General features: G+C 73.3%; 28 protein-coding genes. 11 read left to right on the top strand and 17 right to left on the bottom strand.

All coding sequences use genetic code 11. From position 1 onward, the window contains the following. Window positions 1-98: 98 nt before the first annotated feature. Window positions 99-659 carry an NAD(P)H-dependent oxidoreductase gene (locus ACIP4O_RS15750; protein ID WP_401575011.1) on the top strand — a complete coding sequence of 187 codons (561 nt, stop codon included), beginning with the start codon at window positions 99-101 and terminating at the stop codon, window positions 657-659. 168 nt (window positions 660-827) lie between these two features. Further along, a complete protein-coding gene (locus ACIP4O_RS15745; RefSeq protein WP_401575010.1) occupies window positions 828-1,433 on the top strand; it encodes an HD domain-containing protein in 606 nt (201 codons plus the stop codon). Between the two features lie 140 nt (window positions 1,434-1,573). On the opposite strand, the gene ACIP4O_RS15740 is transcribed toward ACIP4O_RS15745, so the two are convergent. Further along, the gene (locus tag ACIP4O_RS15740; protein ID WP_401575009.1) at window positions 1,574-2,203 is read right to left on the bottom strand and encodes a YigZ family protein; all 630 of its coding nucleotides are present in this window, start codon (window positions 2,201-2,203) and stop codon (window positions 1,574-1,576) included. An 87-nt stretch (window positions 2,204-2,290) separates the two neighbouring features. On the opposite strand from ACIP4O_RS15740, the gene ACIP4O_RS15735 reads away from it, so the two are divergent. Next, complete coding sequence (locus tag ACIP4O_RS15735) at window positions 2,291-2,701, top strand: CoA-binding protein (protein ID WP_361334264.1); 411 nt, start codon at window positions 2,291-2,293, stop codon at window positions 2,699-2,701. Here the strand turns inward: ACIP4O_RS15735 and ACIP4O_RS15730 are convergent, their stop codons facing one another. From ACIP4O_RS15730 to ACIP4O_RS15710, 5 genes are all read right to left on the bottom strand, one after another. Further along, the gene (locus tag ACIP4O_RS15730; protein ID WP_401575008.1) at window positions 2,702-3,265 is read right to left on the bottom strand and encodes a YbaK/EbsC family protein; all 564 of its coding nucleotides are present in this window, start codon (window positions 3,263-3,265) and stop codon (window positions 2,702-2,704) included. A 17-nt stretch (window positions 3,266-3,282) separates the two neighbouring features. Next, window positions 3,283-3,858 (bottom strand): helix-turn-helix domain-containing protein, encoded by a 576-nt coding sequence (locus ACIP4O_RS15725; RefSeq protein ID WP_401575007.1) that lies wholly within the window; start codon window positions 3,856-3,858, stop codon window positions 3,283-3,285. A 110-nt stretch (window positions 3,859-3,968) separates the two neighbouring features. Then, on the bottom strand, window positions 3,969-4,757 hold the full coding sequence (locus tag ACIP4O_RS15720) for an acyltransferase (protein WP_401575006.1): 789 nt from the start codon (window positions 4,755-4,757) through the stop codon (window positions 3,969-3,971). Window positions 4,758-4,834: 77 nt separating this feature from the next. Then, a complete protein-coding gene (locus ACIP4O_RS15715; RefSeq protein WP_401575005.1) occupies window positions 4,835-5,359 on the bottom strand; it encodes a gamma carbonic anhydrase family protein in 525 nt (174 codons plus the stop codon). Then, window positions 5,356-6,186: a DedA family protein gene (locus tag ACIP4O_RS15710; protein WP_401575004.1), complete on the bottom strand. Its 831-nt coding sequence runs from the start codon at window positions 6,184-6,186 to the stop codon at window positions 5,356-5,358. Before ACIP4O_RS15710 ends, ACIP4O_RS15715 begins: the two co-directional genes overlap by 4 nt. A 245-nt stretch (window positions 6,187-6,431) precedes the next feature. Here ACIP4O_RS15710 and ACIP4O_RS15705 point away from each other — a divergent pair, with 245 nt between their 5' ends. Beyond that, window positions 6,432-7,625: a hypothetical protein gene (locus ACIP4O_RS15705; protein WP_401575003.1), complete on the top strand. Its 1,194-nt coding sequence runs from the start codon at window positions 6,432-6,434 to the stop codon at window positions 7,623-7,625. A 75-nt stretch (window positions 7,626-7,700) separates the two neighbouring features. Continuing rightward, a complete protein-coding gene (locus tag ACIP4O_RS15700) occupies window positions 7,701-9,050 on the top strand; it encodes an MFS transporter (protein WP_401575002.1) in 1,350 nt (449 codons plus the stop codon). Here the strand turns inward: ACIP4O_RS15700 and ACIP4O_RS15695 are convergent, their stop codons facing one another. Beyond that, complete coding sequence (locus tag ACIP4O_RS15695) at window positions 9,051-9,899, bottom strand: spermidine synthase (RefSeq protein WP_401575001.1); 849 nt, start codon at window positions 9,897-9,899, stop codon at window positions 9,051-9,053. Between the two features lie 139 nt (window positions 9,900-10,038). Between ACIP4O_RS15695 and ACIP4O_RS15690 the strand changes: the two genes are divergently transcribed. The 3 genes from ACIP4O_RS15690 (at window position 10,039) to ACIP4O_RS15680 (ending at window position 12,269) form a co-directional block, all read left to right on the top strand. Then, window positions 10,039-10,782, top strand: a complete 744-nt coding sequence (locus ACIP4O_RS15690; protein WP_361334238.1) for a TVP38/TMEM64 family protein — start codon at window positions 10,039-10,041, stop codon at window positions 10,780-10,782. 183 nt (window positions 10,783-10,965) lie between these two features. After that, window positions 10,966-11,838 (top strand): undecaprenyl-diphosphate phosphatase, encoded by an 873-nt coding sequence (locus ACIP4O_RS15685; protein ID WP_401575000.1) that lies wholly within the window; start codon window positions 10,966-10,968, stop codon window positions 11,836-11,838. A gap of 248 nt (window positions 11,839-12,086) precedes the next feature. Continuing rightward, window positions 12,087-12,269, top strand: coding sequence for a hypothetical protein (locus tag ACIP4O_RS15680; protein ID WP_007829623.1), 183 nt, complete (start codon window positions 12,087-12,089; stop codon window positions 12,267-12,269). Between the two features lie 62 nt (window positions 12,270-12,331). Here the strand turns inward: ACIP4O_RS15680 and ACIP4O_RS15675 are convergent, their stop codons facing one another. From ACIP4O_RS15675 to ACIP4O_RS15665, 3 genes are all read right to left on the bottom strand, one after another. Next, window positions 12,332-12,655 (bottom strand): transcriptional regulator, encoded by a 324-nt coding sequence (locus ACIP4O_RS15675; protein ID WP_361334231.1) that lies wholly within the window; start codon window positions 12,653-12,655, stop codon window positions 12,332-12,334. After that, on the bottom strand, window positions 12,652-13,134 hold the full coding sequence (locus ACIP4O_RS15670; protein ID WP_401574999.1) for a hypothetical protein: 483 nt from the start codon (window positions 13,132-13,134) through the stop codon (window positions 12,652-12,654). The genes ACIP4O_RS15675 and ACIP4O_RS15670 overlap by 4 nt, the downstream gene beginning before the upstream one ends. 143 nt (window positions 13,135-13,277) lie before the next feature. Further along, window positions 13,278-13,919 carry an HAD family hydrolase gene (locus tag ACIP4O_RS15665; RefSeq protein WP_401574998.1) on the bottom strand — a complete coding sequence of 214 codons (642 nt, stop codon included), beginning with the start codon at window positions 13,917-13,919 and terminating at the stop codon, window positions 13,278-13,280. A gap of 409 nt (window positions 13,920-14,328) precedes the next feature. On the opposite strand from ACIP4O_RS15665, the gene ACIP4O_RS15660 reads away from it, so the two are divergent. Further along, on the top strand, window positions 14,329-15,864 hold the full coding sequence (locus ACIP4O_RS15660; protein WP_401574997.1) for a DHA2 family efflux MFS transporter permease subunit: 1,536 nt from the start codon (window positions 14,329-14,331) through the stop codon (window positions 15,862-15,864). 210 nt (window positions 15,865-16,074) lie between these two features. Here ACIP4O_RS15660 and ACIP4O_RS15655 read toward each other — a convergent pair whose 3' ends face one another. Continuing rightward, the gene (locus ACIP4O_RS15655) at window positions 16,075-16,989 is read right to left on the bottom strand and encodes a Gfo/Idh/MocA family protein (RefSeq protein WP_401574996.1); all 915 of its coding nucleotides are present in this window, start codon (window positions 16,987-16,989) and stop codon (window positions 16,075-16,077) included. A gap of 124 nt (window positions 16,990-17,113) precedes the next feature. Next, window positions 17,114-17,494, bottom strand: coding sequence for a VOC family protein (locus ACIP4O_RS15650; protein ID WP_401574995.1), 381 nt, complete (start codon window positions 17,492-17,494; stop codon window positions 17,114-17,116). Window positions 17,495-17,604: 110 nt separating this feature from the next. Here ACIP4O_RS15650 and ACIP4O_RS15645 point away from each other — a divergent pair, with 110 nt between their 5' ends. After that, a complete protein-coding gene (locus ACIP4O_RS15645; RefSeq protein WP_401574994.1) occupies window positions 17,605-18,063 on the top strand; it encodes a hypothetical protein in 459 nt (152 codons plus the stop codon). 22 nt (window positions 18,064-18,085) lie between these two features. On the opposite strand, the gene ACIP4O_RS15640 is transcribed toward ACIP4O_RS15645, so the two are convergent. The 5 genes from ACIP4O_RS15640 to ACIP4O_RS15620 form a co-directional block, all read right to left on the bottom strand. Next, window positions 18,086-19,000: an ROK family protein gene (locus ACIP4O_RS15640; RefSeq protein ID WP_401575485.1), complete on the bottom strand. Its 915-nt coding sequence runs from the start codon at window positions 18,998-19,000 to the stop codon at window positions 18,086-18,088. Between the two features lie 53 nt (window positions 19,001-19,053). After that, on the bottom strand, window positions 19,054-20,814 hold the full coding sequence (locus tag ACIP4O_RS15635; protein WP_401574993.1) for a dipeptide ABC transporter ATP-binding protein: 1,761 nt from the start codon (window positions 20,812-20,814) through the stop codon (window positions 19,054-19,056). Continuing rightward, a complete protein-coding gene (locus ACIP4O_RS15630; RefSeq protein ID WP_401574992.1) occupies window positions 20,811-21,710 on the bottom strand; it encodes an ABC transporter permease in 900 nt (299 codons plus the stop codon). The genes ACIP4O_RS15635 and ACIP4O_RS15630 overlap by 4 nt, the downstream gene beginning before the upstream one ends. Next, entirely contained in the window at window positions 21,707-22,666 is a 960-nt protein-coding gene (locus ACIP4O_RS15625; RefSeq protein ID WP_401574991.1) for an ABC transporter permease, read from the bottom strand. The genes ACIP4O_RS15630 and ACIP4O_RS15625 overlap by 4 nt, the downstream gene beginning before the upstream one ends. A gap of 166 nt (window positions 22,667-22,832) precedes the next feature. Beyond that, window positions 22,833-24,647: a peptide ABC transporter substrate-binding protein gene (locus ACIP4O_RS15620; RefSeq protein WP_401574990.1), complete on the bottom strand. Its 1,815-nt coding sequence runs from the start codon at window positions 24,645-24,647 to the stop codon at window positions 22,833-22,835. A gap of 314 nt (window positions 24,648-24,961) precedes the next feature. Here ACIP4O_RS15620 and ACIP4O_RS15615 point away from each other — a divergent pair, with 314 nt between their 5' ends. Continuing rightward, entirely contained in the window at window positions 24,962-26,209 is a 1,248-nt protein-coding gene (locus tag ACIP4O_RS15615) for an ROK family protein (RefSeq protein ID WP_401574989.1), read from the top strand. Window positions 26,210-26,293: the final 84 nt, after the last annotated feature.

Raw genomic sequence — 26,293 nt, 5'->3', positions numbered from 1 at the left:
TCAACGGACCACGGTCCGCTTAGCCGCGGCCCCTCCCCGAGGGGCAGTGTCACATATCTGTGGTCATGCCACGTACCGCCTCCCCTCTGGAGTTCCCCATGTCCGTCCGCATCCTCGCCCTCGTCGGCAGCCTCCGCGCCGGCTCCCACAACCGTCAGCTCGCGGAGGCGGCCGTGAAGCACGCCCCCGAGGGCGTCGAGGTCGTCGTCTTCGACGGTCTCGCCGAGGTCCCCTTCTACAACGAGGACGCCGACGTGGAGGGCCAGGTGCCCGCCGCCGGCGCCAAGCTGCGCGAGGCCGCCGGCTCCGCCGACGCCTTCCTGCTCTTCTCGCCGGAGTACAACGGCACCATGCCGGCCGTCCTGAAGAACGCCATCGACTGGCTGTCCCGCCCGTACGGCGCCGGTGCCCTGACCGGCAAGCCCGTCGCCGTCATCGGCACCGCGTTCGGCCAGTACGGCGGCGTGTGGGCGCAGGACGACGCCCGCAAGGCCGCCGGGATCGCCGGTGGCGTGGTCCTGGAGGACGTCAAGCTGTCCATCCCGGGCTCCGTGACCCGCTTCGCCGAGCTGCACCCGGCCGACGACACCGAGGTCGTCGACGGCCTCGTGAGGACGCTCGCCTCCGTCGCCGAGAAGGCCACCCCGGCCGCCGCCTGACACCCCGGTGAAGCGCCCGGCCCGAGCGGCCGGGCGCTTCGCTGTCCCCCAGCACCGGGCCGCACCCGAAATCCAGCCCCTCCGGCGGTCGACGAGCGGGTGCGGGGTGGAGCCCCGCCAACCGGGGCGCCGGGGCGAAGCCCCGGCAGTCCGGCTACGCTCACCGGCATGCGCCTCCCCACCCCGGCTCAGATCGACGACCTGCACAAGCGCTACGCCCCCACCCCCGAAGCACACGCCTCCGTCCACCGCCACTGCGGAATCGTGTGGCGGATCGCCGAGGGGCTGATCGCCGCCTCGGGCGCCGACGTGGACGCGGATCTCGTACGGGTGGGGTGCCTGCTCCACGACATCGGCGTCTACCGCCTCGACGAGGACGCCGAGCGGGGCGAACTGGGCCAGGGCCACTACGTCCGCCACGGCCTCCTCGGCCACCGGCTGCTCGCCGCCGAGGGCTGGCCCGAGAGCCTGTGCCGCTTCTGCTCCTGCCACACGGGCGTCGGCCTCACCCGCCACGACATCGAGACCCAGCACCTCCCGCTGCCGCCGGGCGACTACGTGGCGCGCACCGACGAGGAGCGCCTCGTGATGTACGCGGACAAGTTCCACTCCAAATCGCGCGGGGGCCGCTTCCACACGGCCGACGGCTACGCCCGCCTCGTCTCCCGCTTCGGCCCCGGCAAGGACGAGGAATTCGCGTCCCTGCGGGCCCAGTTCGGCGAGCCGGACCTGACGGCGCTGACCGCGGAGTTCGGGGACCCGGTACGGGACTGAGGTGCGGGGGCCGGTACGGGACTGAGGCGCGGGACCCGGTACGGGACTGAGGTGCGGGAGCCGGTACCGGACTGAGGACGGGCGGGGACGGGCGGGCGGCCGGCGGTCCGGTGCGGGCCGGGAGCGGCCGACCCGCCTCCTCACACCTCCCCGTACGCCTCCCCGCCCAGCGTCAGCTCCGCCGTGCCCGCCGTCGCGTCCGCGAGCCACGCGCGGAAGGCGTCGAGTTCGGTGCCGGGGATGCCGAGTTCGATGCTGACCCGCTCCCCGTACCGCACCTCGCGCACCGAACGGCCCGTCGAGCGCAGGTCGTTCTCGATCTTCCCGGCGCGCTGATGGTCGACGGTGACGGTCGCGAGGCGGTAGCGGCGGCGGGTGACGGTGCCGAGGCGGTCGAGCGTCTCGCCGACGACCCCGCCGTACGCGCGGATGAGGCCGCCCGCGCCGAGCTTCACCCCGCCGTAGTACCGCGTGACGACAGCCGCGACGTACCGCAGCTCGCGGCGCGTGAGCATCTGGAGCATGGGCACGCCCGCCGTCCCGCCCGGCTCCCCGTCGTCGCTCGCCTTCTGCACGGAGGCGTCGGCGCCGAGCACGTACGCCCAGCAGTTGTGGCTCGCGTCCACGTGCGCGGCGCGCACCCGCGCGAGGAAGGCCCGCGCCTCGTCCTCGTCGGCGACCGGGGCGAGGGTGCACAGGAAACGGGACCGGTTGATCTCGGTCTCGTGACTGCCCTCCCGGGCCAGGGTGAGGTACGCGTCCTGGGGCATTCCCCCAGCGTATGCGGCCCGCGGGAATCGCTCGCGGCGGGTGCGTGTTGGCGCTCACACAGACCATGGGCGAGCAGGAGGTGCCGGATGTACGGCGACGACGAGACGGTACGGGAGATCCTCACCGGGACCGGGGACACATGGGCCGTGGTCGGGCTCTCGAACAACACCTCGCGGGCCGCGTACGGCGTGGCGCGGGTCCTCCAGCAGTTCGGCAAGAAGATCGTCCCCGTCCACCCGAAGGCGGAGACCGTCCACGGCGAGCAGGGGTACGCGAGCCTGGAGGACATTCCCTTCCCGGTGGACGTGGTCGACGTCTTCGTCAACAGCGCGCAGGCGGGCGCGGTCGCGGACGCGGCGGTCGCGAAGGGCGCGAAGGCGGTGTGGTTCCAGCTCGGAGTGATCGACGAGGCGGCACTCGCCCGCACCAGGGACGCGGGACTCGCGATGGTCATGGACCGCTGCCCCGCCATCGAGATCCCGCGTCTGGGCTCCTGACTACGCCACGGGTACGCCCAGTCCCTCCACGACGACCGCTCCCGGCAGCTGCGCGAACGCCTTGCCAGGGACGAGGAGTTTGCCCCGGCGGCGGCCGCTGCCGACGAGGACGTACGGGAGGTCGATGACCGCCGCGTCGATCAGGAGCGCCCAGTCGGCCGGGAGACCGACCGGGGTGATGCCGCCGTACTCCATCCCCGTCTCGCTCGTCGCGAAGTCCATCGCCGCGAACGAGGCCTTGCGCGCGTTCACTTGCCTGCGCACGACGCCGTTGATGTCCACGCGGGTGTGCGAGAGGACGACGCAGGCGGCGTGCGTACGCGACTCGCCGCGGCGCCCGGTGACGACGAGGCAGTTCGCGGAGGCCTCCAGGAGCTCGCGCCCGTAGTGCTCGACGAAGGCGGCGGTGTCCGCCCACCGGGGGTCGCTGTCGACCCAGTACACCTCCTCGGCGGGCACCGGGCCCGCCCAGTGGCGTACGGCGCGGGCGACGGGCTCGACAAGGACATCGAGGGCCTCGGGAGCGGTACGGACGTCGGTGAAGTTCCCCAGGGGTGCGCGCATGGGCGGCACGGTAGCAGTCAGGGCTTCTCGTACGGGACGGCGACCGCCATCGTCGCCTCGACGACCGACGCGCCCTCGTTGCGGTACGTGTGCGGGGCGTCGGCGGCGAAGGTCGCGCCGCTGCCGGTGGGGACGCGGTGCGTCTCCTCGCCCACGACGAGGGTCAGTTCACCGGCGGTGACGTGCAGCAGCTCCCGGGTGCCGGAGGGGTGTCCCTCGGAGGAGTGGGCCTCGCCCGGCGCGAGCCGCCACGTCCACAGCTCCAGCGGCCCGGGGGCCTCGGTGCCCGCGCGCAGTACCCCGCTGCTGCCCGCCTCGGTGCGCCACAGCACCACGGCGTCCTCCTCCGGCACGATCCGTACGCGCGGCCCGGGGGCCTGGTCGAGCAGCGTGGGGATGCTGATGCCGAGCGCGTCACCGATCTTGACGACCGTGCCGAGGCTCGGATTGGTGCGGGCCTGCTCGATCTGGACGATCATGCCGCGGCTCACCCCGGCCCGCGCCGCGAGCGCGTCGAGCGTGTGCCCGCGCTCGGTGCGCCAGTACCTGACGTTGCGCGCGAGCGTACGGGTCAGCGCCCCGAGATCCGCCACCGGCTCCACCTCCTCCACCACGGGGCCGCGAGGAACGCGGCGCCGGGACACCGCACTGTAGCGAGGGCGCGCGGCGGCGGGGCCTCGGTCCCGCTCGCGCGCTGTGGGCGTCAGTCCCGCTCGCGCTCCGCGAGCCGTTCGAGGCCCGCGAGCTGCTCCGCGTCGAGCGAGGCGAGGGCGGCGAGCTGGGCGGCGCTCGCGTCGCGCGGTACGGGGACGGGGGCCGGTGTGCGCAGCGGCGGCTGCCAGCCCCCGGCCTCGTCCCAGCGGCGTACGACGCGCGCGGGCGCCCCGGCGACGACCGCGTGGTCGGGCACCGTGCCGCGTACGACCGAACCGGCGGCGACCACGACGTTGCGGCCGAGGTGGGCGCCCGGCAGTATCACGGCGCCCGTGCCGATCCAGGAGCCCGCGCCGATCGTGACCGGGGCGCGGCGGGGCCACTGCTTGCCGACCGGCAGGTGCGGGTCGTCGTAGCTGTGGTTGGTCGAGGTGACGTAGACGTACGGGCCGAAGAACGCCTCGTCGCCGATGGTGACGGGCGCGTCGGCGACGACGTGGCTGCCCCGGCCAAGGACGACGCCGTTGCCGAGGCTCAGGACGGGGTCGGGGCCGAGCGTCTCGCCGGGAGCGAGCGGCAGCATCCCGGCGGTGAGGGTCACCTGCTCGGCGATGATGCAGTGCGCGCCGAGACGTATCCAGCGCTCGTTGAAGATCGTGCCCTGCGGGAAGGCGAGCCGGGTGCCCTCGCCGATCGCGCCGAAGCGCAGCCGCCCGTGCGCGTCGGCGGTGACGGCGCCCGCCTCACGCAGCAGGCGCCAGCCGGTCTGCGCGGCGCGGTGCACGAGGGCGCGCGGCCAGCGGGCGGGCGGGGGCAGGGGCTTGCGGTTACGCGGCACGGACTTACCGTACTCACGAGTAGCCATCTGTCGGCGGCCGGGTTCTGTGATCTTCGACCCAGCCCGCGAGGGCCCGGTCAGCGCACCTCGGCGGCGTGGGTCCTCGCGAGGTCGCGGTAGACGGCGGCGTTGAGCGCGATGCCCTCGCGCTCCTCGGCGGTCAGCTCGCGGCGCACCTTGGCGGGGACGCCCGCGACGAGGGAGCCCGGCGGCACCTCCATGCCCTGCGGGACCAGCGCCTGTGCGGCGACGAGGGAACCGGCGCCGATCCGCGCCCCGTTGAGGACGGTGGCGCCCATGCCGACCAGGACGTCGTCCTCGACGACGCAGCCGTGCAGGAGGGCGTTGTGCCCGACCGAGACGCCGCTGCCGACGCGGACGGGGAAGCCGGGGTCGGCGTGGACCGTGCAGTTGTCCTGGACGTTGCTGCCCCGGCCGATCGTGATGCTGTCGGCGTCCCCGCGCAGCACCGTGTGGTACCAGACGCTCGCCTCCGCCTCCAGGCGGACGGCGCCGAGGACGACGGAGGTCGGCGCGGTGAAGGCGGCGGGGTCGACCTCCGGCGAACGGCCCCCGACGGGCGAGACGAGGGCGTCGGTCATGCGGAGGTCTCCTGGGTCTTGCCGGGCTCGGGGGCGCCGGCGGGCTCGGTGGCGGCGGACTCGGCGGCGGCCGGGGCTGGCTCGGCGACGGCGGCGGTCACGGCCGTGGTGGCGGGCTCGGTGGCCGCCGGCTCCGCGCGGGCGCCGGCAGGCTCCGTTACGGCTTCCCTGTCACCGGCACCACCGGCACCACCGAGGATCTTCTCCGCCGCCGCGCCCCTGGCCCGCTGCTTGGCGGCACGTCGCTTCATGAACAGGAGGGAGAGGGCGCCGATGAGGAGGGCGGCGAGCAGTGCGAGCCAGGAGAAGCGGCTGAGCCACTCCTCGGCGACCTTGCCCAGCGTGTAGATGACGGCGGTGGTGCCGCCCGCCCAGGCGATGCCGCCGAGCAGGTTGGCGATGAGGAACTTCCAGTACGGCATGTGCAGGACACCCGCGATGGGGCCGGCGAAGATGCGCAGGAGCGCGATGAAGCGGCCGAAGAAGACGGCCCACATCCCCCAGCGGTGGAAGGAGCTCTCGGCCGCCTCCACGTTCTGCGCGCTGAAGTGCTTGGGGAACTTCTGTTCCAGTTTGGCGATGAGCGGACGTCCGCCCTTGCGCCCGATGGCGTACCCGATCGAGTCGCCGACGACGGCCCCCGCGACGGCGCAGGCCCCGAGGACGTACGGGTTGATGTGGCCGTGCTGCGAGGCGAGCACGGCGGCGGAGACGAGCACGACCTCACCGGGCAGCGGGATACCGAGGCTCTCGACCCCGATCACCGCCGCGACGACGATGTACACGGCGATGGCGGGGACGGACTCCAGCCACTCCTGGACGTGCACCGTGTTGCCTCCCAGACAGTTCTCACGCGGGTCGCGCGGTTCACGCGGACACTTCACGCCACGCCCGACGCGCGCGCACGGCGGGCAGCCTACTGGATGAGACAAACGTGAGAAGACGCCTGGGTGTTCCCGCCGCGAGGCAGGGCCGCGAGGCAGGCGACGGGCCCCTCCCCCGTGTCACGACCCGGTCTCGCCCGCGCCCGTCCCGTGGCGCGCATCACGCGCCGCGGCCTAGGGTCTCGCTCATGTGGCCAGAAGAACAGCCGCCAGGGAGCGAGCACCATCCGCGGATACCGCCCGACGGTCCGCGGCAGCAGGACGAGGGACAGAAGGGGCAGGGAGGCGGCGGCTACGGACAGCCGCAACCCGGCTCCGGCGGAGGCTACGGACAGCCGCAACCCGGCTCCGGCGGAGGCTACGGACAGCCGCAGCCCGGCCCGTACGGACAGCAGGCGCCGAACGCCCCGCAGGGCCCGTACGGACAGCCGGGGGGCTACGGGACTCCCGGCCCCTACCAGCAGCCGGGCCCGTACCAGCAGCAGCCCGCCTACGGGTATCCGCCGCAGCAGCCCTACGGCACGGGCGGCCCGGGAGGTCCCGGTGACGGCGGGGGCGGGAAGAACAGCAAGCGCACGACGGTGATCGTCGCGGTCGTCTGCGCCGTCGCCGTCATCGCGGCGGCCGGTGGCACGGCCGCGTACGTCGTCGACAAGAGGGACGACAAGAAGACCGTGGCCGACGACGGCAAGAAGTCGCCGTCGCCGGCGGTCTCCTCGCACCGGCCGAGCCCCACGGCGAGCCCGTCCTCGCGCAACGCGGGCCGTGAGGAGCCGACGATCCCCGGCTGGCAGGTGGTCGCGAACCCGAAGTTCGGCACGGTCTTCGAGGTCCCGGCCGACTGGGAGGTCGAGCTGGCCGACGCGAGTCGCGGCTACGAGTGGGAGGACAAGGAGGAGACCTCGGGCTACGGCTCCGTCTCCGTCAACCGGCCCGCGTACTACAAGTCGGACTGGTGCAGCTACGTCGACAAGGAGGACGGGAAGCAGGAGATGGCGCTCGGCCTCGTCGGCACCCGGGGCGAGCAGGGCGCGAAGAGCACCGACGAGGCCGCCGAGACGCGCGTGCCGTGGTGGGTGTACGGCGGCTACACGTATCCCGACAAGAAGTCCATGAAGCAGGAGAAGGCGAAGCCGTACACGACGAAGTCCGGGCTGACCGGGAGCGTGGCGCGGGCGTGGTCGGAGAACAGCCCGAAGACGCACAAGTGCGCGAGCGACGGGAAGGCGATCGTCTTCGCCTTCAAGAACGGCGCGGGCGACTACGTCAGCTGGGACCTCAGCGGGCCCAGGGGCGTCGCCGGGGAGGTGCCGGAGGAGCTGGTCCAGCGCGTCCTGAGCACGGTCCGGCTGACGAAGACGGCACCCAAGAAGATGGACTGAGCGCGGAAGCGGTGAAAGCGCGCGGGGTTCCGGGGGGAATTGCCAGGGGGTCCCACCTGCGGGGATAGTCTCCGCGTGAGCACTACTCCCCCGAACCCCCCGGCCCCGGGGGCGTCCCCTTCCGCAGGTCGCCGGCCCGAGTGGGCCGGACGCAATTACACGCTCCTGACGGCGGCGGCCGTCGTGAGCAATCTCGGGAGCCAGGGCGCGCTCATCGCGAGCGCGTTCGCCGTGCTCGGCGCGGGCGGGGACAGCGGGGACGTCGGCCTCGTGGCCGCGGCGCGCACCTTGCCGCTCGTCGTCTTCCTGCTGGTGGGCGGCGCGCTCGCCGACCGGCTGCCCCGGCACCACGTGATGGTCGCGGCGAACGCCCTCAACTGCGTCTCGCAGGCGCTGTTCGCCGTCCTCGTGCTCACCGGGCACGCCGAGCTGTGGTCGATGATGCTGCTCGCCGCGCTCGGCGGCACGGGGACGGCCTTCTTCTCGCCCGCCTCCGAGGGGATGCTCCTCGCCTCGGTGCAGGGGCCGCAGGCAAGCCGCGCCTTCGCCTTCTACCGCGTCGCGATGCACGGCGCGGGCATCGGCGGTGCCGCGCTGGGCGGCGCGCTCGTCGCGGTCATCGGGCCGGGCTGGGTCCTCGCGGTCGACGCGGCGGCCTTCGCGGCGGCGGGAGCGCTGCGCGCGCTGCTCGACGTCGAGAAGATCCCGCGCCGCGAGGGCGACAAGGTCTCGCTCCTGCGGGATCTGCGCGAGGGCTGGCAGGAGGTGATCGGGCGCTCCTGGCTGTGGTCGATCGTGCTCCAGTTCGCGGTGGTCAACGCCGTCGTCGGGGCGGCCGAGGCGGTGTACGGGCCGCTCGTCGCCGAGGAGCATCTCGGCGGCCCCGGGCCCTGGGGCACGGCGCTCGCCGGGTTCGGCGCGGGCACCCTGCTCGGGGCGCTCGCGATGACGCGGTGGCGTCCCGCGCGGCCGCTGCTCGCGGGCACGCTGTGCGTGCTGCCGCTCGCGCTGCCCTCGGCGGCGCTCGCCGTGCCCCTGTCGGCCGTGGGGCTCTTCGTGGTGATGTTCGTGAGCGGGGCGTGCGTCGAGGTCTTCGGGGTCTCGTGGATGACGGTGCTGCACCAGGAGATCCCCGAGGACAAGTTCTCGCGCGTGTCCTCCTACGACTGGCTCGGCTCGATCGCGATGCTGCCGCTCGCGACCGCGATCGCCGGCCCTGTGGAGTCGGCCGTGGGGCGCTCGGCGGCGCTGTGGGGCTGCTCGGGGCTGATCCTGCTCCTCACGCTCGCGGTGCTGGGCGTGCCGGAGGTACGGAACCTGCGCCGCGCACCGGCCGCGGCCGTGCCGGTGCCGGTCCTTCCGGTGGTGGAGGAGGGGCTGCCGGAGACGGTGACGACGCCGGGCGAGGAGCGCCCGGGGAGCTGATCAGCCGACGCGGAAGGTGCCGCCGGGCGGGAGCGGGGACGGGGTGCTCTCGCCGTCGCGGACGGGCCGGGCCGTGCCCCGCATCGCCTCGATGTCGTCGCGTTCCTCGACGAGGCGGGCCGGGAAGGCGTCCTGGGCGCAGCGACGGGCGAGCCCTTCGGTGGGGAGCGGCGCGGTCGAGGCGAGGACGACGACGTTGCCGAAGCGGCGGCCGCGCAGGACGGCGGGCTCGGCGAGGAGCGCGAGGTGGGCGAAGGCGGTGCCGAGGGTCGCGAGCTGGGCGCCGAGGAAGGCGAAGGGCGCGGAGTCGGCGAGGTTGGCGAGGTAGAGGCCGCCGGGGCGCAGGACGCGGGCGGCTTCGCGGGCGTACCCGGTGGTGGTGAGGTGCCCGGGCACGGAGGACCCGCCGAAGACGTCGGCGACGAGCACGTCCGCGCGGTCGTCGGCCGCCCCCTCCAGCCAGGCGCGCGCGTCCTCGACGTGCACGACGGCCCCCGGTACGGCGGGCAGTGCCTCGTCGACGAGCGCGACGAGCCCCCGGTCCACCTCCACGACGTCCTGCCGCGAACCGGGCCGGGTGGCGGCGAGGTACCGGGGCAGCGTGAGCGCGCCCCCACCGAGGTGCACGACGTCGAGCGGGGCGCCTTCTCCGGCGGCGAGGTCGAGCACGTGCCCCATGCGCCGCGTGTACTCGAACTCCAGGTGGGTGGGCGCGTCGAGATCGACGTACGACTGCGGCGCCTCGTCCACGGTGAGCAGCCAGGCCCGCGCCCGGTCGACGTCGGGCAGCAGCCGCGCGACACCGTGGTCGACGGGGCGGCGGACGGGGAGGGGTTCAGGGGAGGCCACAGGGCCATTGTGCCGTCCCCGGGGCCCGTGGTGATCAGCCCCTCCGGCGCCTGAGGAGCGGGGCCCGGGGCGGAGCCCCGCGAGGCCGAGCACGGCACCGGGGGCGCCCCCACCCCACCAATTCGGTTACGCTCCCCGAATGTTCGACGAAGTCGAAATCCGCCCCGCTCGCGGAGTACGGCTGCTGTTCTCGCCGTGGGTCCGGCTCGCCCTCCTCCTCGCCCTCCTCGGCACAGGCGCCGCCCTCGTCCTGAGCCACGACCCCCGCGCCCTCCTCACCGGCACGCTCTCGCACCAGTTCACGGGCGCCGCCGCCGTCGCCGCCTTCGCCGTGGCCTACGGCGTCGGCACGGCCGCCTTCGTGCCGCGTCCCGTGCTCAACCTGCTCGCGGGAGCGCTTTTCGGCAGCGCGTTCGGGCTCGGTGCCGCGGTCGCCGGTTCGGTGCTCGGCGCGGGCCTCGCCTTCGGGCTCGGCCGCGTCCTCGGCCAGGACGCGCTGCGCCCGCTGCTGCGGACGAGATGGCTGCGCGCGGCGGACGGCCAGCTCAGCGAGCACGGCTTCCGTACGACGCTGGCGCTGCGCCTCTTCCCCGGCCTCCCCTATTGGGGCGTCAACTACTGCGCCGCCGTGGCCCGCACCCGGTGGCTGCCGTTCCTGCTGGCGACGGCGATCGGCGTCGTGCCGAACACGGCGGCGTACGTCATCGCGGGGAGCCGCGCCGCCACCCCGGACTCCCCCGTCTTCCTCCTGGCGGTCGGTTTCGTCGTGGTGACAGCGCTCGCCGGGGTCCTCGTCGGCTGGCGGCGCAGGCACCGGATGCGGGGGGACGACGGGGCCGGCGAGGAGACGCGCGAACTCGTCGGGGCGAGCGGCAGGCGTTGACACCCCATTGGCCCACGCTTCGGCTCGCGTTCACCTTTCCGTACCCTCTCGTGCCCTACGCTCACCGCGACCGGCGCATGATCGTCTCTCCCACCCCGGGCCCTACGGCGGCGGCGGTTGACCACCTCCGGCCGGGGCCGCTCCAGGTCCCGTACCTGACAACTGTGGGACGGCTGCGCGTTCATGTCTTGGTTCGAATCCTTCATTCTCGGTCTGGTCCAGGGCCTGACCGAGTTCCTCCCGATCTCCTCCAGCGCGCACCTGCGGCTCGCCGCGGCCTTCGCGGGCTGGCACGACCCGGGGGCGGCGTTCACCGCGATCACCCAGATCGGCACGGAGTGCGCGGTGATCCTGTACTTCCGCAAGGACATCGGGCGGATCATCTCCGCGTGGTTCAAGTCCCTGACCAGCCGTGAGGCCCGCGGCGACCACGACGCCAAGATGGGATGGCTGGTGATCGTCGGCTCGATCCCGATCGGCGTGCTCGGCATCACGTTCCAGGACCAGATCGAGGGCCCGTTCCGCGATCTGCGCCTCATCGCGACGACGCTCGTCGTCATGGGTCTCGTCCTCGGCTTCGCCGACTTCCTCGCGGCACGCGACGAGAACGGCGGCAGGCACCGCGCGGGCGGTCAGCGCAAGACGCTCGACGACCTCGGGGTACGGGACGGGCTCATCTACGGCTGCTGCCAGGCCCTCGCGCTGGTGCCGGGGGTCTCCCGCTCGGGCGCGACGATCAGCGGCGGTCTGCTCATGGGCTACACGCGCGCCGCGGCGGCGCGGTACTCCTTCCTGCTCGCGATCCCCGCCGTACTCGCCTCCGGCATCTTCGAACTGAAGGACGCGGGCGAGGGGCACGTGTCCTGGGGCCCGACGGTCTTCGCGACGGTCATCGCCTTCGCGGTGGGGTACGCGGTCATCGCCTGGTTCATGCGGTACATCAGCCACCGCAGCTTCCTGCCCTTCGTGGTCTACCGCATCGCGCTCGGCCTCGTGGTCTTCGGCCTCGTGCAGAGCGGCGCGCTGAGCCCGCACGCGGGTGAGTCGACGGGCTGAGGCTTGCGGCGGGGGCGGGGCGGCGCCGACCCGGTGCGTACCGCGTCGGCGCAGGTCAGCGGCGGTGCACGGCGCGGGCGCCGGGGACACGGGCGGCGAAATGAGGCCGAGATCACAAAAGCCGCCCACAAGAGGGCGTTTGAGGGGTGATCAAGCAGGTCAGGAGGGTCGGACACCCCGCACTCGAAAGCCACGAACGGTGCTGACGAGGCAGCGGTCCGTCACCTTCACCCCCTAGGCTGGGACACATGTCCGCCAATCCACTCACTCCCGCTCAGCCCGCCCGTTCAGCCGCCGCCGTCAACGAGGAGATCCGCAGCCTGTGGCTGCGCGCGGGCGGCCACCTCACGGCGGAACAGCGCGTCGAGTACGAGCGGCTCATCACCGAGTGGGCCGCGGCGGTACGGCGCGAGGTCGTCCCGGCGGCCTGAAGCGGGGCCCGGTCCGCCGTCCACCCGCTCCCCCGGCCCCGCGGTCTCCTCTCCGGCGGCGTTCACACCCTCCCCCGCGCCGCTCCCGCCCGCCGCGCGCTGTGCGCCATCGCGCGCAGCCCCTCCAGGTGCGTCGCGAGCGCCCGCCGCCCCTCGGCGGTGAGCGAGAGCCACGTACGCGGCCTGCGCCCCACGTACCCCTTGCGCACCCGTACGTACCCGGCCTCCGCGAGCGCCGTCGCGATACGGCTCACGCTCGCGTCCGAGAGCGCGGCGTAGTCCCGCACCGCGCCGAACTCCGCCTCGGCGCAGCCGGAGAGGAAGGCCGCGACGGTGAGCCGGGTCGGGTGCTGGAGGTGCGGGTCGAGCCCGTCCGGCGTCGTCATTCCGACTCCGCCGCGCGCCGCGCGGCGCGGGCCCGCGCGTCGTGCAGGGCCGTCTGCGTCCACAGGGTCGCGCCGAGCAGGACTCCGGAGGCGAGGGCTCCCGCGGTCCTGCCGAAGGGCAGCGCGAGCAGCCAGCCCGCCCCGTACAACGCCGCCTGCACGAGCGTGGGCGTCAGGCGCTGCCATGTGGTGCCGCCGTCCCCCGGCCACGCGAGGACGCGCGAGCGCCGTACCGCGACGTAGTGCGCGACCACGAAAGCGGCGGCGAGCACGCACAGGAGCGCTCCCGTGAGGTCGCCGGCGCGAGCGGGCCAGGGGGCGCCGCCGAGGGCGAAGACCGCCGCGCCGAGCACCCCGCGCGCGGGGGCGAACCAGCGCGGCCACGGCCGCGGCACGCGTGCCGCCGTCCTCGCCCGCTCGGCGAGTTGGAGCGTCCGCTCCGCGTACTTCGTCGTTCCCGGCTCCGGTCCGTTGGGCACCGCGTCTCCCCCAGGTCGTCGTCTGCTGCCCGCCGCTCCACATTGGCACATACTTTTGCGCCTCAAAAGTATTTTGGCGTAAGGGAGTTGTCCCGCTGTGTGGGGCAAGCGGTGCGGAAAACGTGACGGCGGGGGCGACTGCTTCACGCGCGCAGGGCCACCTCCAGGCGGGTCAGCGAGTCCACGCTCCAGTCGGCCGCCGCCCGCACCGTGGCGTCCTCCGCCCACCAGTGCCCCCACGGCCCGCGGCGCAGGTGGGCGACGCGGAGCCCGGCCGCCTTCGCGGGGAAGACGTCGTGCGCGGGGTGGTCGCCCACGTAGACCGTATCGGCGGGTTCCGTGCCCGCCTCCTTGAGCACGCGGGCGAAGAAGTCGGGCGAGGGCTTGGCGAGTCCCCACTCCTCGGAGGTGGCGAGGAGATCGACGGGGAGATCGAGGTCGCGCAGGAGCTGGCCCGCGCGGGCGGTCTGGTTGCCCACGACGAGGACGCGGTGGCCGCGCTCGCGCAGCGCCGCGAGGGCGGGGCGCACGTCGGGGTAGAGGTCGCTCTCATCCAGGTACTCGCCCCTGCCCACGACGTCGCGCGCCTGCCGGGCTCCGGCGACGTCGATGCCCGGCCGCAGCAGTCGCAGCGCGTCGTCGTGGTCGCCCCCGGCCGCCACCGCGGCGCCGACGAGCGCGGAGACCGTGTGCCTGGGCACGCCCAGCCAGTCGGCCCAGCCCGCCCAGTACCGGTCGTCCTTGACCAGGGTCTCGCCGATGTCGAACACGATCGTCTCGTTCATCCGCGCAGCGTACGAGCATCGGCGCGGCGCACGGCCCAAGCGCGCCGCCCGCCGGGGACACGCCGTACGGCCGGGTGCGCCGCGCCCCGGGACACGGGGGACGACGCGCCCATCACCCCAAGAGAAGGTAAAAAAACGAAACGGTTTCGTTCACCATCCCGCCCCGCCCGCGGCCGATCCACCCCCATTGAGCTGCGTATTCCTGATATTCCACGTCACCGCGGGTGACGCGCATCTCATTGCACACCAGGCAAGCTGTTGGAAGCGACTCGATACAGCCCTTACCGTTGCGTACGAAACGGTTTCGTTTCCCAGGTGGCCCGCTCACGGGCCCCGCCGTCCCGCGCCGCCCCACCGGCGCAGTTCCCGTCCCGTCAGCGTTTCCCAACGCGCCCTGGAGCACCAGTCCATGAGTGAATCCACACAGACCATCGGTCAGCCGGTGGACCGGTCGCCGGCCTCCGCCGGCACATCGGCGGCCGCACCGGAGAAGTCCTCGAACCACCGCTGGTGGGTGCTGGTCGTCATCGCCCTGGCCCAGCTGATGGTCGTCCTGGACGCGACCATCGTGAACATCGCCCTGCCCTCCGCCCAGAAGGCACTCGACTTCAGCGACGGCAACCGGCAGTGGGTCGTCACCGGGTACGCCCTCTCGTTCGGCAGCCTCCTGCTGCTCGGCGGCAGGCTCGCCGACCTCCTCGGCCGCAAGACGGTCTTCATCACCGGCATCGTCGGCTTCGCCGGCGCCTCCGCGCTCGCGGGCGCCGCGCAGAACTTCGAGGTCCTCGTCACGGGCCGCGTCCTCCAGGGCGTCTTCGGGGCGCTCCTGGCCCCGGCCGCGCTCGCGCTGCTCAACACGACCTTCACGGACGCCAAGGAGCGCGCCCGCGCCTTCGGCATCTTCGGCGCTATCGCCGGTGCGGGCGGCGGCATCGGGCTGCTCCTCGGCGGGCTGCTCACCGAGCACCTGAGCTGGCGCTGGACCCTCTACATCAACCTGATCATCGCCGTCTTCGCGCTGATCGGTGCCGTCCTCTTCCTCGGCCACGCCAAGGCCGCCAAGGACCGCCCCAAGCTCGACCTGCCCGGCACGGTCCTCGCCTCGGCCGGCCTCTTCGGTCTCGTCTACGGCTTCTCGAACGCCGAGACGCACGACTGGTCCTCGCCGATGACGTGGGGCTTCCTCTCCGGTGCCGTCGTCGTCCTCGCCGTCTTCGCCTGGTGGCAGACCCGCACCTCGCACCCCCTGCTCCCGCTGCGCGTCCTCGCGGACCGCGATCGCGGCGCCTCGTTCATCACGGTCGCGATCTCCAGCATGGGCATGTTCGGTGTCTTCCTCTTCCTGACGTACTACCTCCAGGCCTCCCTGGGCTTCACGCCGGTCAAGACCGGTCTCGCCTTCCTGCCGATGATCGGCGCCCTGATGGTGACGGCCCAGCTCTCGACCAACATGCTGCTGCCCCGCGTCGGCCCCCGGCCGATCGTCCCGGTCGGCCTGCTGATGGCCTCCGGCGGTCTCGTCTGGATGACCGGCCTCGACCTGAGCAGCACCTACGCGGCCCATGTGCTGCCCCCGCTGATCCTCATGGGTCTCGGTCTCGGCCTCGTCATGCCGCCCGCGATGAGCCTCGCGACGAGCCGCATCGCGGCGAAGGACGCGGGTGCGGGCTCGGCCGCGGTCAACACCATGCAGCAGGTCGGCGGCGCCATCGGCACCGCGCTGCTCAACACGCTGGCCGCGAGCGCCGCGACCAACTACCTCGTGGGCAAGAAGCCGAGCCCCGGCGTCCTCGCCCAGGCCCAGCTGGAGAGCTACTCGACCGCCTACTGGTGGTCGGCCGCCTTCTTCGCCGCCGGCGCGATCATCGCGGCGCTCATGTACCGCAGCGGTCGCCCCGACCTGAGCACGGGCGACGGCGAGAGCGCGCCCACGGTGCACATGTGACACCCCTCCCGGTGCCGGACACCCCTCCGGCACCGGGCCAACAACTCCCCGGGCACGCATGAGCGGGCCTGCCCGGGGACACGCCGGAAGCCACGTGGGGACGGAGGCCCAGCCGGCGGCCGGGCCCGGGCATCCCGAAGCGGCAACGCGCCGCGGACGGACGCCCGGGCCTTTCGGCGTACGGGGCCGGACGCGTACCGCCCCCGCTCCTCAGTCCCGCGCCCCCGCCTCCCGCGCCGCCAGCATGACCCGTTCGCACAGCTCGTGGGTCTCCAGGGCGTCGCGCGCGCTGAGCGGGGCGCCGCTCGCGACCGCGTCGAGGAAGGCCTCCACGCACTGCTCGATACCGCGCTGGCGGGCGACCGGGGTCCAGTCGCCGCGACGGCGGACGGTCGGCTGGCCGCGGTGGTCGGTGATCTCGGCGAGGTCGCGCACGACGCGCTTGGTGTCCTGGCCCGACACCTCCAGGACCTCCTCCGTCGAGCCGCTCACGCGGTTCATGACGCCGAGCGCGGTGAAGCCAGGACCGGCGAGCTGGAGCACGACGTGCGAGAGGAGGCCGTCCTCGCTCGCGCGGGCGTGCACGCGCACCTCGTCGGGGGTGCCGGGAACGAGGAAGCGGAGCGTGTCGACGACGTGGATGAAGTCGTCGAGGACGAAGGTACGGGCCCGCTCGGGCAGGCCGTGCCGGTTCTTCTGGAGCACGATCAGGTCGCGCGGGTGCTCCAGGCACTGGACGTAACCGGGCGCGTGGCGGCGGTTGAAACCGACCATGAGCGGGACCGCGCGCTCCTCGGCGAGGTCGGCGACGCGCCGCGACTCCTTCAGCTCGTACGCGAGCGGCTTGTCGACGTACGTGGGCACGCCCGCCTCCACGAGCCGGGTCACCAGCTCCGGGTGCGCCTCGGTCGCCGCGTGCACGAGCACCGCGTCGGGCCGCGCGGCGAGCACCCCGTCCAGACTCGTGTGCCGGCGCTCGGGCGGCACGTGGTAGCGGGCGCCGAGCCGGTCGAGGGTCGCCGGGTTCCGCGTGCACAGGAGCAGTTCCGTGTCCGCCCGGGTGCCGAGCACCGGAAGGTACGCCTTCTCGGCTATGTCCCCGAGCCCCACGCACGCGATCTTCACGGCACCGCCCTCCCGCCACCGCCCGCGCGGGCCCACTGCCCGCCGCTCCGGCCGCGCTCGCAGCATAAGCGGGCGCGGGAGGGGGCGCGCGGGCGGTGCCGCCGCTTCTGGAGGCATGGCGGGGTCAGGGAGCGAGTCCGGCCGCCGCGCGTGTGGCCGCGTCGAACTCCACGTACTCGATGACGGCGCCACCCGGGTGCCGTACGACGAGGTTGCGGCCCGTCGGGGCGGCGCGGGGCGGGGCGAGGATCTCGGCGCCCTCTCGCGCGGCGCGGTCGAGCACCGGGGTGAGCGCGTCCACGACGACGGTGGCGTGCGTGGCGCGGACGGGGGCGAGGACTTCGGGCGGGCCCGCGAGGAGCAGGAAGCCGCCGATGACGGCGAGTTCGATGCCCCGGTGGGAGAAACGCAGGCGCGGTTCCTCGCCGGTCAGGGCGCGAAAGGCGGGGAGTGCGGCGTCGAGGTCGTCGACGTAGCTGCGGGCGAAGGTGGCGAGCACAGTCATGAGGCCACTGTGCCGCGCGTCAGCGCCCGCGCGTCCACCACCCCACTCATCCGGTGGACTTCCGGCCTCTCGGCTTGGTCCGGCCGGGCGCGGCTCCGCACAGTGGCGGGGTGCGAATGACGAGAACCGCCGCCGGGGTGCTGCTCGCCCTCGCGGGCGCGGCGCTGTCCGGGTGTGTGAGTGTGCGCGAGGCGGCGGAGGAACCGGCCGAGCCGACGGCGCGGGCGAGCCTCGCGGTGCCGGGGGCGCTCACCGCGTCCACGACACCGCTGCCCAGCACCCACCCCCACCGGAAGGCACACGCCGCGGGGCACCGTGAGGACCCGGCGCCTCCCCGGCCGGCCCCTCCCCCACCCCGCGCGGTACCCAGCCGCGCCCACACGCCGCCCGCGGCGCCCCCGCCACCCCCGCGCCACCACGCCCCGCGCCGCGAGCAGCGCGAGGCCAGGCCCCCCGCGACGGGGAGCGCGGGCGGGGGCGACGGCGTGTGCGCGCTGGGCCGTACGTTCGGCGGCTGGCCCGCCGACAGCCCGCAGGCGCGGATCTGCCGGGACGCTTACGGAGGCTGAGCGCGGCCGGGGCCGCGCGGTGCTACACGAGCGGCACCGCCGACAGTTCCCTGCGGGCGCGCGCCGCCGCGCCCACGGGGACGGCGTCGGAGGCGAGCGCCGCGCGCACCAGGCGCACCGGGTGCCCGCTCACCGGCGGTTCGGACGCGAGGGCGGACACGATGACCGGCTCCAGGAGCGGCCAGGCCCCGCTGACGCCGCCGCCCACCACGACGGTCGTGAGGTCGACGACGCCCGCCGTGATCACGACGGCGCGCGCGATGCCCCGCCCCGCGGCCTGGTAGACGGCGCGCGCGTCCTCGTCCCCGTAGGTGGCGGCCTCGTACACCTCGCGGGCGGTGAGGCGGCGCCCGGTGCGGTCCGCGTACCGGGCGCCGATGGACCGGCCCGACGCGAGCGTCTCCAGGTGGCCGCGGCCGCCGCACGTGCAGGGCAGGTCGCCGAAGCCGGGGATGTGCCCGATCTCGCCCGCCGCGCCGTGCGGACCGGGGAAGAGGGCACCGCCGGTCCAGAGGGCGCCGCCGACACCGGTCCCGAGGGTCATCCCGAGCACGTCGCCCTCGCCGCGCACGGCACCCGCCGAGACCTCCCCCAGGAGGAAGGCGTTGACGTCGTTGTCGAGGAAGGCCGGGACGCCGAGAGCCGTCTCGACCGCCTCCGTGACGGCGAATCCGGCCCAGCCGCGAAAGGAGTCGCTCGCGACGAGGATGCGTCCGCTCGCCGCGTCCACGACGCCGGCCGCGCCGATCCCGGTGCCGAGGAGCCGGCCCGGGGTGCGGGCCAGGAGCGGGGCGAGCGCGCCGAGCGCGGCGCGCGTCATGGCGTGGCCGCCCTCGCGCGCGGGGGTCGCGGCCTCGGCCCTGGCGAGGACGGTCAGGTCGTCGGCGCACACGACCACCTGGGTCGTGGTGCCGCCGATGTCGATGCCCGCGAACAACGGCCGCGCGGGATCGGGGGCCGTGCGGGCCCCTGTGGGGGGAAGGGGGTGGGTCACGCCTGTGCCTCCGAGCGGCCCGCGGCGAGCGTGGCCAGGCGGTCGGCCCGGCGGGCGCGCTGCACCGCGGGGTCGGGCACGGGCACGGCTGCCAGCAGACGGCGGGTGTAGTCGGTCTCCGGGTGCAGCAGGGTCGTGCCCGTACTGCCCTGCTCCTCGACGCGTCCGGCGCGCATCACGACGACGCGCTGCGCGAAGTGCTGCACGACGGCGAGGTCGTGGGAGACGAAGAGGCAGGCGAAGCCCAGCTCCTCCTGGAGTTCCGTGATGACTTCGAGGACCGCTTCCTGCACGCTCACGTCGAGCGCGCTGGTCGGTTCGTCGGCGACGAGGAGGCGCGGCTCCAGGACGAGGGCGCGGGCCAGGCTGACGCGCTGGCGCTGGCCGCCGGAGAGTTCGCGCGGGGTGCGCCGGGCGACCTCGCGCGGCAGCCGGACCCGTTCGAGTACGGCGGCGACCTTGGCCTGGCGGTCCTTGGCGGACAGCTCGCGGCGGTGCACCCTGAGCGGTTCGGCGACGCACTCGCCGACGGTCATGCGGGCGTCGAGCGAGGCCACGGGGTCCTGGAGGACGACGCCGATGCCGGAGCGCAGGGCGCGGCGGGCGCGGCCCTTGGTGCGGCCGAGGTCGGAGCCGAAGAGCGTGACGGTGCCCGAGGTGGGCGGGATGAGGCCCAGTGCGACGCGCGCGGCGGTGGACTTGCCCGAGCCGGACTCACCGACGAGGCCGAGGGTCTCACCCGGGCCGACGTGGAGCGAGACGCCGTCGAGGGCGCGTACGGCGGCCTTGCCGCGGCCGAAGACGACGCTGATGTCGGTGAGTTCGGCGACGGGGGCGGGGCCTTCGGGGGTGCGTGCTGAGCCGGTCGGCTTGTCCCGCACCGCCCCCGGTTTCCGCTGAGCGGCCTCCGCCTTCTCCTCGGCCACCGCTTCGGCGACGGAGAGCCGGGGCACCGCGGCGAGGAGTCGGCGCGTGTAGTCGTGGCCGGGGCGCAGCAGGACGTCCTCGACCGGGCCGGTCTCGACGATCTCGCCCTGGTACATGACGGCGACGCGGTCGGCGAAGTCGGCGACGACGCCCATGTTGTGGGTCACGAGGAGCACGCCGGTGCCGGTGTCGACGGCGAGGCGGCGCAGGAGGTCGAGGATCTCGGCCTGCACGGTGACGTCGAGCGCGGTCGTCGGCTCGTCGGCGATGAGCAGGCCCGGCTCGTTGGCGATGGCCATGGCGATGACGACGCGCTGGCGCTGTCCGCCGGAGAGCTGGAAGGGGTAGGCGCGGGCGCGGTTCTCCGGGTCGGGGATGCCGACGCGGCGCAGGAGTTCGACGGCCTCGGCGGCGGCCTCCTTCGCGGGGACGTCGCGGTGGTTGCGGATCACCTCGCTGATCTGGCGGCCGATCCGGGTGAGCGGGTCGAGCGCGGTGGCGGGTTCCTGGAACACCATCGAGACGCTCTTGCCGCGCAGCGCGGCGAGCGCGGAGTCCGGGGTGCCGACGACCTGGGTGCCCGCGACGACGGCGCTGCCCGTGGCGCGGGCGTTGGCGTCGAGCAGGCCCATCGCGGCGAGCGCGATGGTCGACTTGCCCGAGCCGGACTCACCGACGAGGGCGAGGGTCTCGCCGGGGGCGACCTGGAGGGACACGCCCTTGACGGCCGGTACCTCGCCGGTCTCGGTGGTGAAGACGACGCCGAGGTCGTCGAGTGCGAGTACGGGTCCCGGCGCCGGGCGTCCGGGAGCCTTGGTGGTGGCGCTCATCCGCGTCCCCTCACATCGAAAGCGTCGCGGAGCCCGTCCCCGATCGCGTTGAACGCCCACACCACCACGATGATGGCCAGGCCGGGCGGCAGGATCAGCCACCAGTAACCGGAGTAGGCGGCGGTGAGCCCGGCCGAGAGCATCCCGCCCCAGTCGGTCTGCGGCGGCTGGACGCCGAGCCCCAGGTAGGAGACGTAGGCGACCAGGAGGATCGCGTCCGCGATCTGGAAGGTCGCGGCGACGATCACGGTCGAGACCGAGTTGGGCAGGATGTGCCGCAGGATCGCGCGGCCGTGCGTGCCGCCGATGGCCCGCAGGGTCAGGACGTAGTCCCTGTTCTTCAGGGTCAGTGTCTCGGCCCGGACGAGGCGGGAGGGCACGAGCCAGGACACCAGTCCGAGGATGACGACGAGGCCGCTCAGTCCCGGCGTGGTGATGGCGGAGACCACGAGGAGGATGAACAGCGCGGGGATGGCGATCCCGGCGTCCACGACGCGCATCATGAACGCGTCGATCCAGCCGCCCGCGTACCCGGCCGTCGCGCCCCACAGGGTGCCGATGACGGTGGCGAGGACACCGGCGGCGAGGCCGACGACGAGGGAGACCTTGCCGCCGTACATGAGCCGGCCGAGTTCGTCGTGGCCGACGGCGTCGGTGCCGAGCCAGTGGGCTCCGCTCGGGGACTGGTTGACCTGGTCGAGCAGCGTGTGGGTCTGGTCGGTGGAGTACACGAGCGGACCGATGAAGCAGAACAGGAAGAAGAGGACGACGAAGGCGAGGCCCACGACGGCCAGTCGGTTGCGCAGGAAGCGGCGCACGGCGAGTCGGGCGCCGGACGCCTCGCTCGGCGCGGTGGCGGTGCCGGGGACCTTGCCCGGCTGGATGACGGCGCTCATGCCCGTCCTGCCTTCACTCGGGGGTCGATGACCCGCTGGACGATGTCGGCGAGCAGGGTGCCGACGACGGTCGCGACCGCGATCACGAGGACGCAGCCGAGCAGGACCGGGTAGTCGGACGCCTGGGCAGCGGTCCAGAACAGCAGGCCCATACCGGGGTAGTTGAAGAGCTGTTCGACGACGAGGGCACCGCCGAAGAGGACGGGCACGTAGTAGCCGAGCATCGCGACGACGGGCGTCAGCGAGTTGCGGAAGACGTGGCGCCACAGGATCGCGCGGGAGCGGGAGCCGCCCGCCCTGGCGGTGCGCACGTAGTCCTCGGAGAGGTTCTCCAGGGTCGCCGCGCGCATGTAGCGGCTGAAGACGGCGATCATCGACGCGGCCCCGGCGACGACGGGCAGGACGAGGGCCTGCGGGTCGGAGAAGACCTGGCCGAGCGTCTCGCCCTGCGGGGCCTGCGAGGGGAACCAGCCGAGCCCCTGGCTGAAGACCAGCACGAGGATCAGCCCGAGGAAGTAGACGGGCGTCGAGTAGGCGATGAAGCTCACCGTGGTGATGACGTAGTCGACGGGCTTGTTGCGGCGCACCGCCTGCCACATGCCGAGCGGGACGGCGAGGACGAGGCCGAGGAGCGCGGACAGCACCGTGAGGACGAGCGTCTTCGGCAGGCGCTCGGTGATGAGCTGGGAGACCGGCTCGTTGAGGGTGTACGAAGTGCCGAGGTCGCCGTGGAGGAGCTGGCCGAGGTAGTAGAAGTACTGGACGGGCAGCGGCTTGTCGAGGCCCTGCTCGTGGTTGAAGTGCGCGATCTGCTGCGCGGTGGCCTGCGGCCCGAGGATGCCGCGCGCGGGGCCGCCGGGCAGGGCGTGCAGCAGGCCGAACACGACGATCGTCACGATGACGATCACCGCGAGGGCCTGGAGGACGCGTCTGATCAGGTACGAGGAAGTGCTCATGTGTTCTTCCGGTCGCCTTCGTCTCTGGGGGGCGCGCTGGCGTCACCGGGGGCAGGGGCGGCGTCGCCGCCGCGTGGGAGCCGACGGGGAGGGGTGTGCGGGCGCGAGGGTGCGTACGGGCCCGGGGCGGCCTGCCGGCCGGCGGGCCCGCACGCACCGACCGGGTCTACTTGGTCCACTTCCACATGGCGGGGTGGAAGTTGGCGAGGGAGTCCTGCGCGAAGCCGCCCAGGCCCGACTTGACCACGGAGATCTGGTAGTCGGGCTCGGGGAGCCAGACCACGGGGAGGTCCTTGGCGAGCGCGGCGCTGTACTTCTGCACGGCCTCGTCGGAGGAGGAGGTGGTGGTGGCGGAGACGAGCTTGTCGACCTCGGGGTTGGAGTAGCTGCCGAAGTTGGAGCCGCCGCCGGTGGCGAAGAGGGAGTCGCCGCTCGGGTAGGCGGGGAAGTACCAGCTGCCGGCGGTGCCGAAGAAGGAGAGCTGCCACTTGCAGCCGGAGTCACCGGCCTTGCACTGACCGGCCTGCGACAGGACGGAGTTGACGGGCGCGGTCTTGATGCCGAACTTGATGCCGGTCTTCGCGAAGGAGGACTGGAGCGCGCTCATCATGTTGTCGGTGACGGTGGAGCCGGACTGCGACAGGACCTGCATCTCGAACTTGGTGCCCTTGTCGACGCCCTTGCCGCACTGGTCGTCGCCCGTGCCGGGGTTCGTGCAGACGAGGCCGCCGCCCTGCTTCGTCCAGCCGTGGCCGGTGAGGAGCTTCCTGGCCTTGGCGGTGTCGAAGGGGTACGGGTTGTTCTTCTGCTCCGGCGAGACGAAGGACGAGGCCTGGCCCTGCGGGATCGGGCCGTAGGTCTGGACGGCGGTGCCGTTGTAGACGACCTTGGAGAGGCTCGCCTGGTCGACGGACATCTGGATCGCCTGGCGGGCGTACAGCTGCTTGAACACCGCGCCCATGGCGGGGTTGTTGAAGTTGTACGGCATGTACGTGATCGCCCAGCCGGTCCACGGCTTCAGCGTGTAGCCCTTGGCCTTGAAGGCCGCCTCCTGGCCGAGGTCGGTGGCGTTGATGTAGCCGTAGTCGACGGTGCCGGAGCGGAGCGCGTTGACCTCGGCGTCGGTCGTGGTGAAGGGCAGCAGGTTGACGTTCTTGATGTTGGCCTTGCCGCCGCCGTTGTACTTGGCGTTGGCGGTGAGCTGGACCTTGCCCGCGGTCGTGAACGTCTTGATGGTGTACGGGCCGCTGACGGTCTTCCAGAGCGGGTCGCTCGCGTAACCCGAGATCTTCTTGGCCGCGCCGTTGAGGTACGACCAGACCTTCTTGGCGCCCGCGGTGCCGCGGTCCAGGTCGGAGACGGTGCCGGCGTCGCTGGTCTTGTCCCACACGTGCTGCGGCATGGGGCGGATCATGCTCAACTCGTTGGCGAGCATCCACTGCGGGTTGTACGCCTTGTCGAAGGTGAGGGTGAAGTGCGTCGCGTCGACGGTCTTGAAGGAGGTCCAGTTGTCGGGAGCCTTGCCCGGGCTGTAGCTCGCCCAGTCCTCCTTGTCGGCCTTGACGAGGTTGTACCAGAACTCCACGTCCCGCGAGGTGACGGGCTTCCCGTCGCTCCAGTGCCGGTCGCCGAGGGTGATCGTCACGCTCTTGTTGTCGCCGGCGAACTTCGCGTCGGTGGCGAGCGAGTTGTCCTTGTTCCAGCCGACCTTGCCGGCGGAGCCGTCGTACGCCACGAGCGGTTCCCACAGCGACTGGGATATGGACGAGTTGTTCGTGTTGAGGTGCGAGGCGGTGCCGACCGGGAGAATCCAGTTCGGCGTGAAGTTCGCGGGCAGCGCGTAGTTGATGGTGTCCGAGGACGACGAGCCGGACGACGAGGTTCCGCCGCCGGAACACCCGGTGAGCAGTGCGCCGGTGGTGAGGGCGGCACCCGCGACCAGGGCCCAGCGGCGGCCGGCCGCCGTGGGAGCAAGGGACATGACTCTCCTCAGGTGAAAGGACCCGCATTCGTCCCGGCAGTCCGGGCCTGCGCCGCGGGGTCGGCGCTGTACGGCGACAGTCAACGACGGACCCGCCGAACAAACAAACAAGAATTAGTAAAAAGTAAGTTTCTGCGATTCCGAAAAAAGTTCCGAGCGGCCACACACTCCCCCTTCCCTGATGCTTATGTCCTAATTCGATCCCTCTTTGCCTCACTCAACAGCTCGTCAACTTTCTCCACGGAGTTGTCGTCCGCGCTCGGCGCGGGCGTACTGTCTCCGTCACACCCACCATTGCGGAAGTTACTTCGTACATGACTGAAATAAGTGCACGGGACCGCAAGGCCGCCAAGGGCGTGTCCGTCAAGGGCGCGGCGGCCAAGGGCGCGCCCACCCTCGCGGCGCGGGTCCTCGAACTCGTCGCCTCGGGCCAGGCGTCGTCCCGCGCCGAACTCGCCGCGCTCCTCGGCGCGGCTCCCTCCACCATCTCCCTCACCGTGGCCCAGCTCGTCGAGCGCGGACTCGTCGCCGAGGAGGGCACTCAGTCCTCCACCGGCGGCCGTCCCCGCAAGGTCCTGCGCGTGGGCGGCAACGACGAGTACGCGATCGCGGCCGACGTCGGCGGCAGGCACGCCCGGATCGGCGTCGTGCTCCCGGGCGGCGGCCTGCGCGAGGTCGCGGGCGTCCCGTTCGGGATCGACGACGGGCCCGAGGCCGCGCTGCCGAGGCTCGCCGAACACCTGGAGGCGCTGGCCGCCGCCCGGGGTCGCGCGCGGCTGCGCGGTGTCGGTCTCTCCCTGCCCGGTCCGGTCGACGCGGCGGCGGGGGCCGTCGTCCTGCCCTCGCGGATGCCGGGCTGGAACCGCTTCCCGGTGGCCGACTGGCTGGAGGAGCGCTTCGGCGTCACCGCCGTCGTCGACAACGACGCCAACTGCATGGCGGTCGGCGAACAAAGTGTCCGGCCCGCCGGGCACCGGCAGTCGATCATGGTGAAGATCGGCTCGGCGATCGGCGCCGGAGTCATCGCCGACGGCCGCCTCTACCGGGGCGCGACGGGCGCGGCGGGGGACATCACGCACATCCGCGTCGACGCGGGCGGCGCCGACGTCCCCTGCTCCTGCGGCAACACGGGCTGCTTGGAGACGGTCGCCTCGGGCGCCGCCCTCGTGCGCATCCTGCGGGAGCGCGGCCTCGACGTCACGAGCACCGAGGACGTCGTACGGCTCGCGGGCGACGCCGACCCGGAGGCGACCCGCGCGGTCCGCAGGGCGGGCGACCACCTCGGCCAGGTCCTCGCCGCCAACGTCAACTTCTTCAACCCGGACGCCGTCTACCTCGGCGGCATCCTCTCCACCCTCGAACCCTTCGTCGCCGCCGTGCGCGGACAGCTCTACGAGAGCTGCCACCCGCTCGTCACCGAACACCTCACCATCGAGCGGGCCTCGCTCGGCGCGGACGCGGGGCTCGTCGGCGCCGGGCTCTTCGCCCTCCAGCGCGCCCTGGCCCGCGCGCTCGGCGAGGCGGGCGGCGTCGTCGCCGTACCCGCTCCGGCCAGGGGCTGACGCCCGCGCACGACCTCACCCAGGAGCGAGACCCCCGGCCGGGGCAGTCGGCCGGCCGGGGGCGCCCGCCCCGCTCACCCGTCC

Source organism: Streptomyces sp. NPDC088923 (assembly GCF_044749745.1).
Lineage (GTDB): Bacteria > Actinomycetota > Actinomycetes > Streptomycetales > Streptomycetaceae > Streptomyces.
Note: the sequence above shows the minus strand (reverse complement) of the source record. Positions and strands in the feature narration are given on the sequence as shown.

Bases quoted from the DNA above. Each gene is read 5' to 3' on its own strand.
- ACIP4O_RS15750 (WP_401575011.1), top strand. From the start codon at position 99: ATGTCCGTCCGCATCCTCGCCCTCGTCGGCAGCCTCCGCGCCGGCTCC.
- ACIP4O_RS15745 (WP_401575010.1), top strand. From the start codon at position 828: ATGCGCCTCCCCACCCCGGCTCAGATCGACGACCTGCACAAGCGCTAC.
- ACIP4O_RS15740 (WP_401575009.1), bottom strand. From the start codon at position 2,203: ATGCCCCAGGACGCGTACCTCACCCTGGCCCGGGAGGGCAGTCACGAG.
- ACIP4O_RS15735 (WP_361334264.1), top strand. From the start codon at position 2,291: ATGTACGGCGACGACGAGACGGTACGGGAGATCCTCACCGGGACCGGG.
- ACIP4O_RS15730 (WP_401575008.1), bottom strand. From the start codon at position 3,265: ATGCGCGCACCCCTGGGGAACTTCACCGACGTCCGTACCGCTCCCGAG.
- ACIP4O_RS15715 (WP_401575005.1), bottom strand. From the start codon at position 5,359: ATGACCGACGCCCTCGTCTCGCCCGTCGGGGGCCGTTCGCCGGAGGTC.
- ACIP4O_RS15705 (WP_401575003.1), top strand. From the start codon at position 6,432: ATGTGGCCAGAAGAACAGCCGCCAGGGAGCGAGCACCATCCGCGGATA.
- ACIP4O_RS15690 (WP_361334238.1), top strand. From the start codon at position 10,039: ATGTTCGACGAAGTCGAAATCCGCCCCGCTCGCGGAGTACGGCTGCTG.
- ACIP4O_RS15685 (WP_401575000.1), top strand. From the start codon at position 10,966: ATGTCTTGGTTCGAATCCTTCATTCTCGGTCTGGTCCAGGGCCTGACC.
- ACIP4O_RS15680 (WP_007829623.1), top strand. From the start codon at position 12,087: ATGTCCGCCAATCCACTCACTCCCGCTCAGCCCGCCCGTTCAGCCGCC.
- ACIP4O_RS15675 (WP_361334231.1), bottom strand. From the start codon at position 12,655: ATGACGACGCCGGACGGGCTCGACCCGCACCTCCAGCACCCGACCCGG.
- ACIP4O_RS15665 (WP_401574998.1), bottom strand. From the start codon at position 13,919: ATGAACGAGACGATCGTGTTCGACATCGGCGAGACCCTGGTCAAGGAC.
- ACIP4O_RS15660 (WP_401574997.1), top strand. From the start codon at position 14,329: ATGAGTGAATCCACACAGACCATCGGTCAGCCGGTGGACCGGTCGCCG.
- ACIP4O_RS15650 (WP_401574995.1), bottom strand. From the start codon at position 17,494: ATGACTGTGCTCGCCACCTTCGCCCGCAGCTACGTCGACGACCTCGAC.
- ACIP4O_RS15635 (WP_401574993.1), bottom strand. From the start codon at position 20,814: ATGAGCGCCACCACCAAGGCTCCCGGACGCCCGGCGCCGGGACCCGTA.
- ACIP4O_RS15630 (WP_401574992.1), bottom strand. From the start codon at position 21,710: ATGAGCGCCGTCATCCAGCCGGGCAAGGTCCCCGGCACCGCCACCGCG.
- ACIP4O_RS15625 (WP_401574991.1), bottom strand. From the start codon at position 22,666: ATGAGCACTTCCTCGTACCTGATCAGACGCGTCCTCCAGGCCCTCGCG.
- ACIP4O_RS15620 (WP_401574990.1), bottom strand. From the start codon at position 24,647: ATGTCCCTTGCTCCCACGGCGGCCGGCCGCCGCTGGGCCCTGGTCGCG.
- ACIP4O_RS15615 (WP_401574989.1), top strand. From the start codon at position 24,962: ATGACTGAAATAAGTGCACGGGACCGCAAGGCCGCCAAGGGCGTGTCC.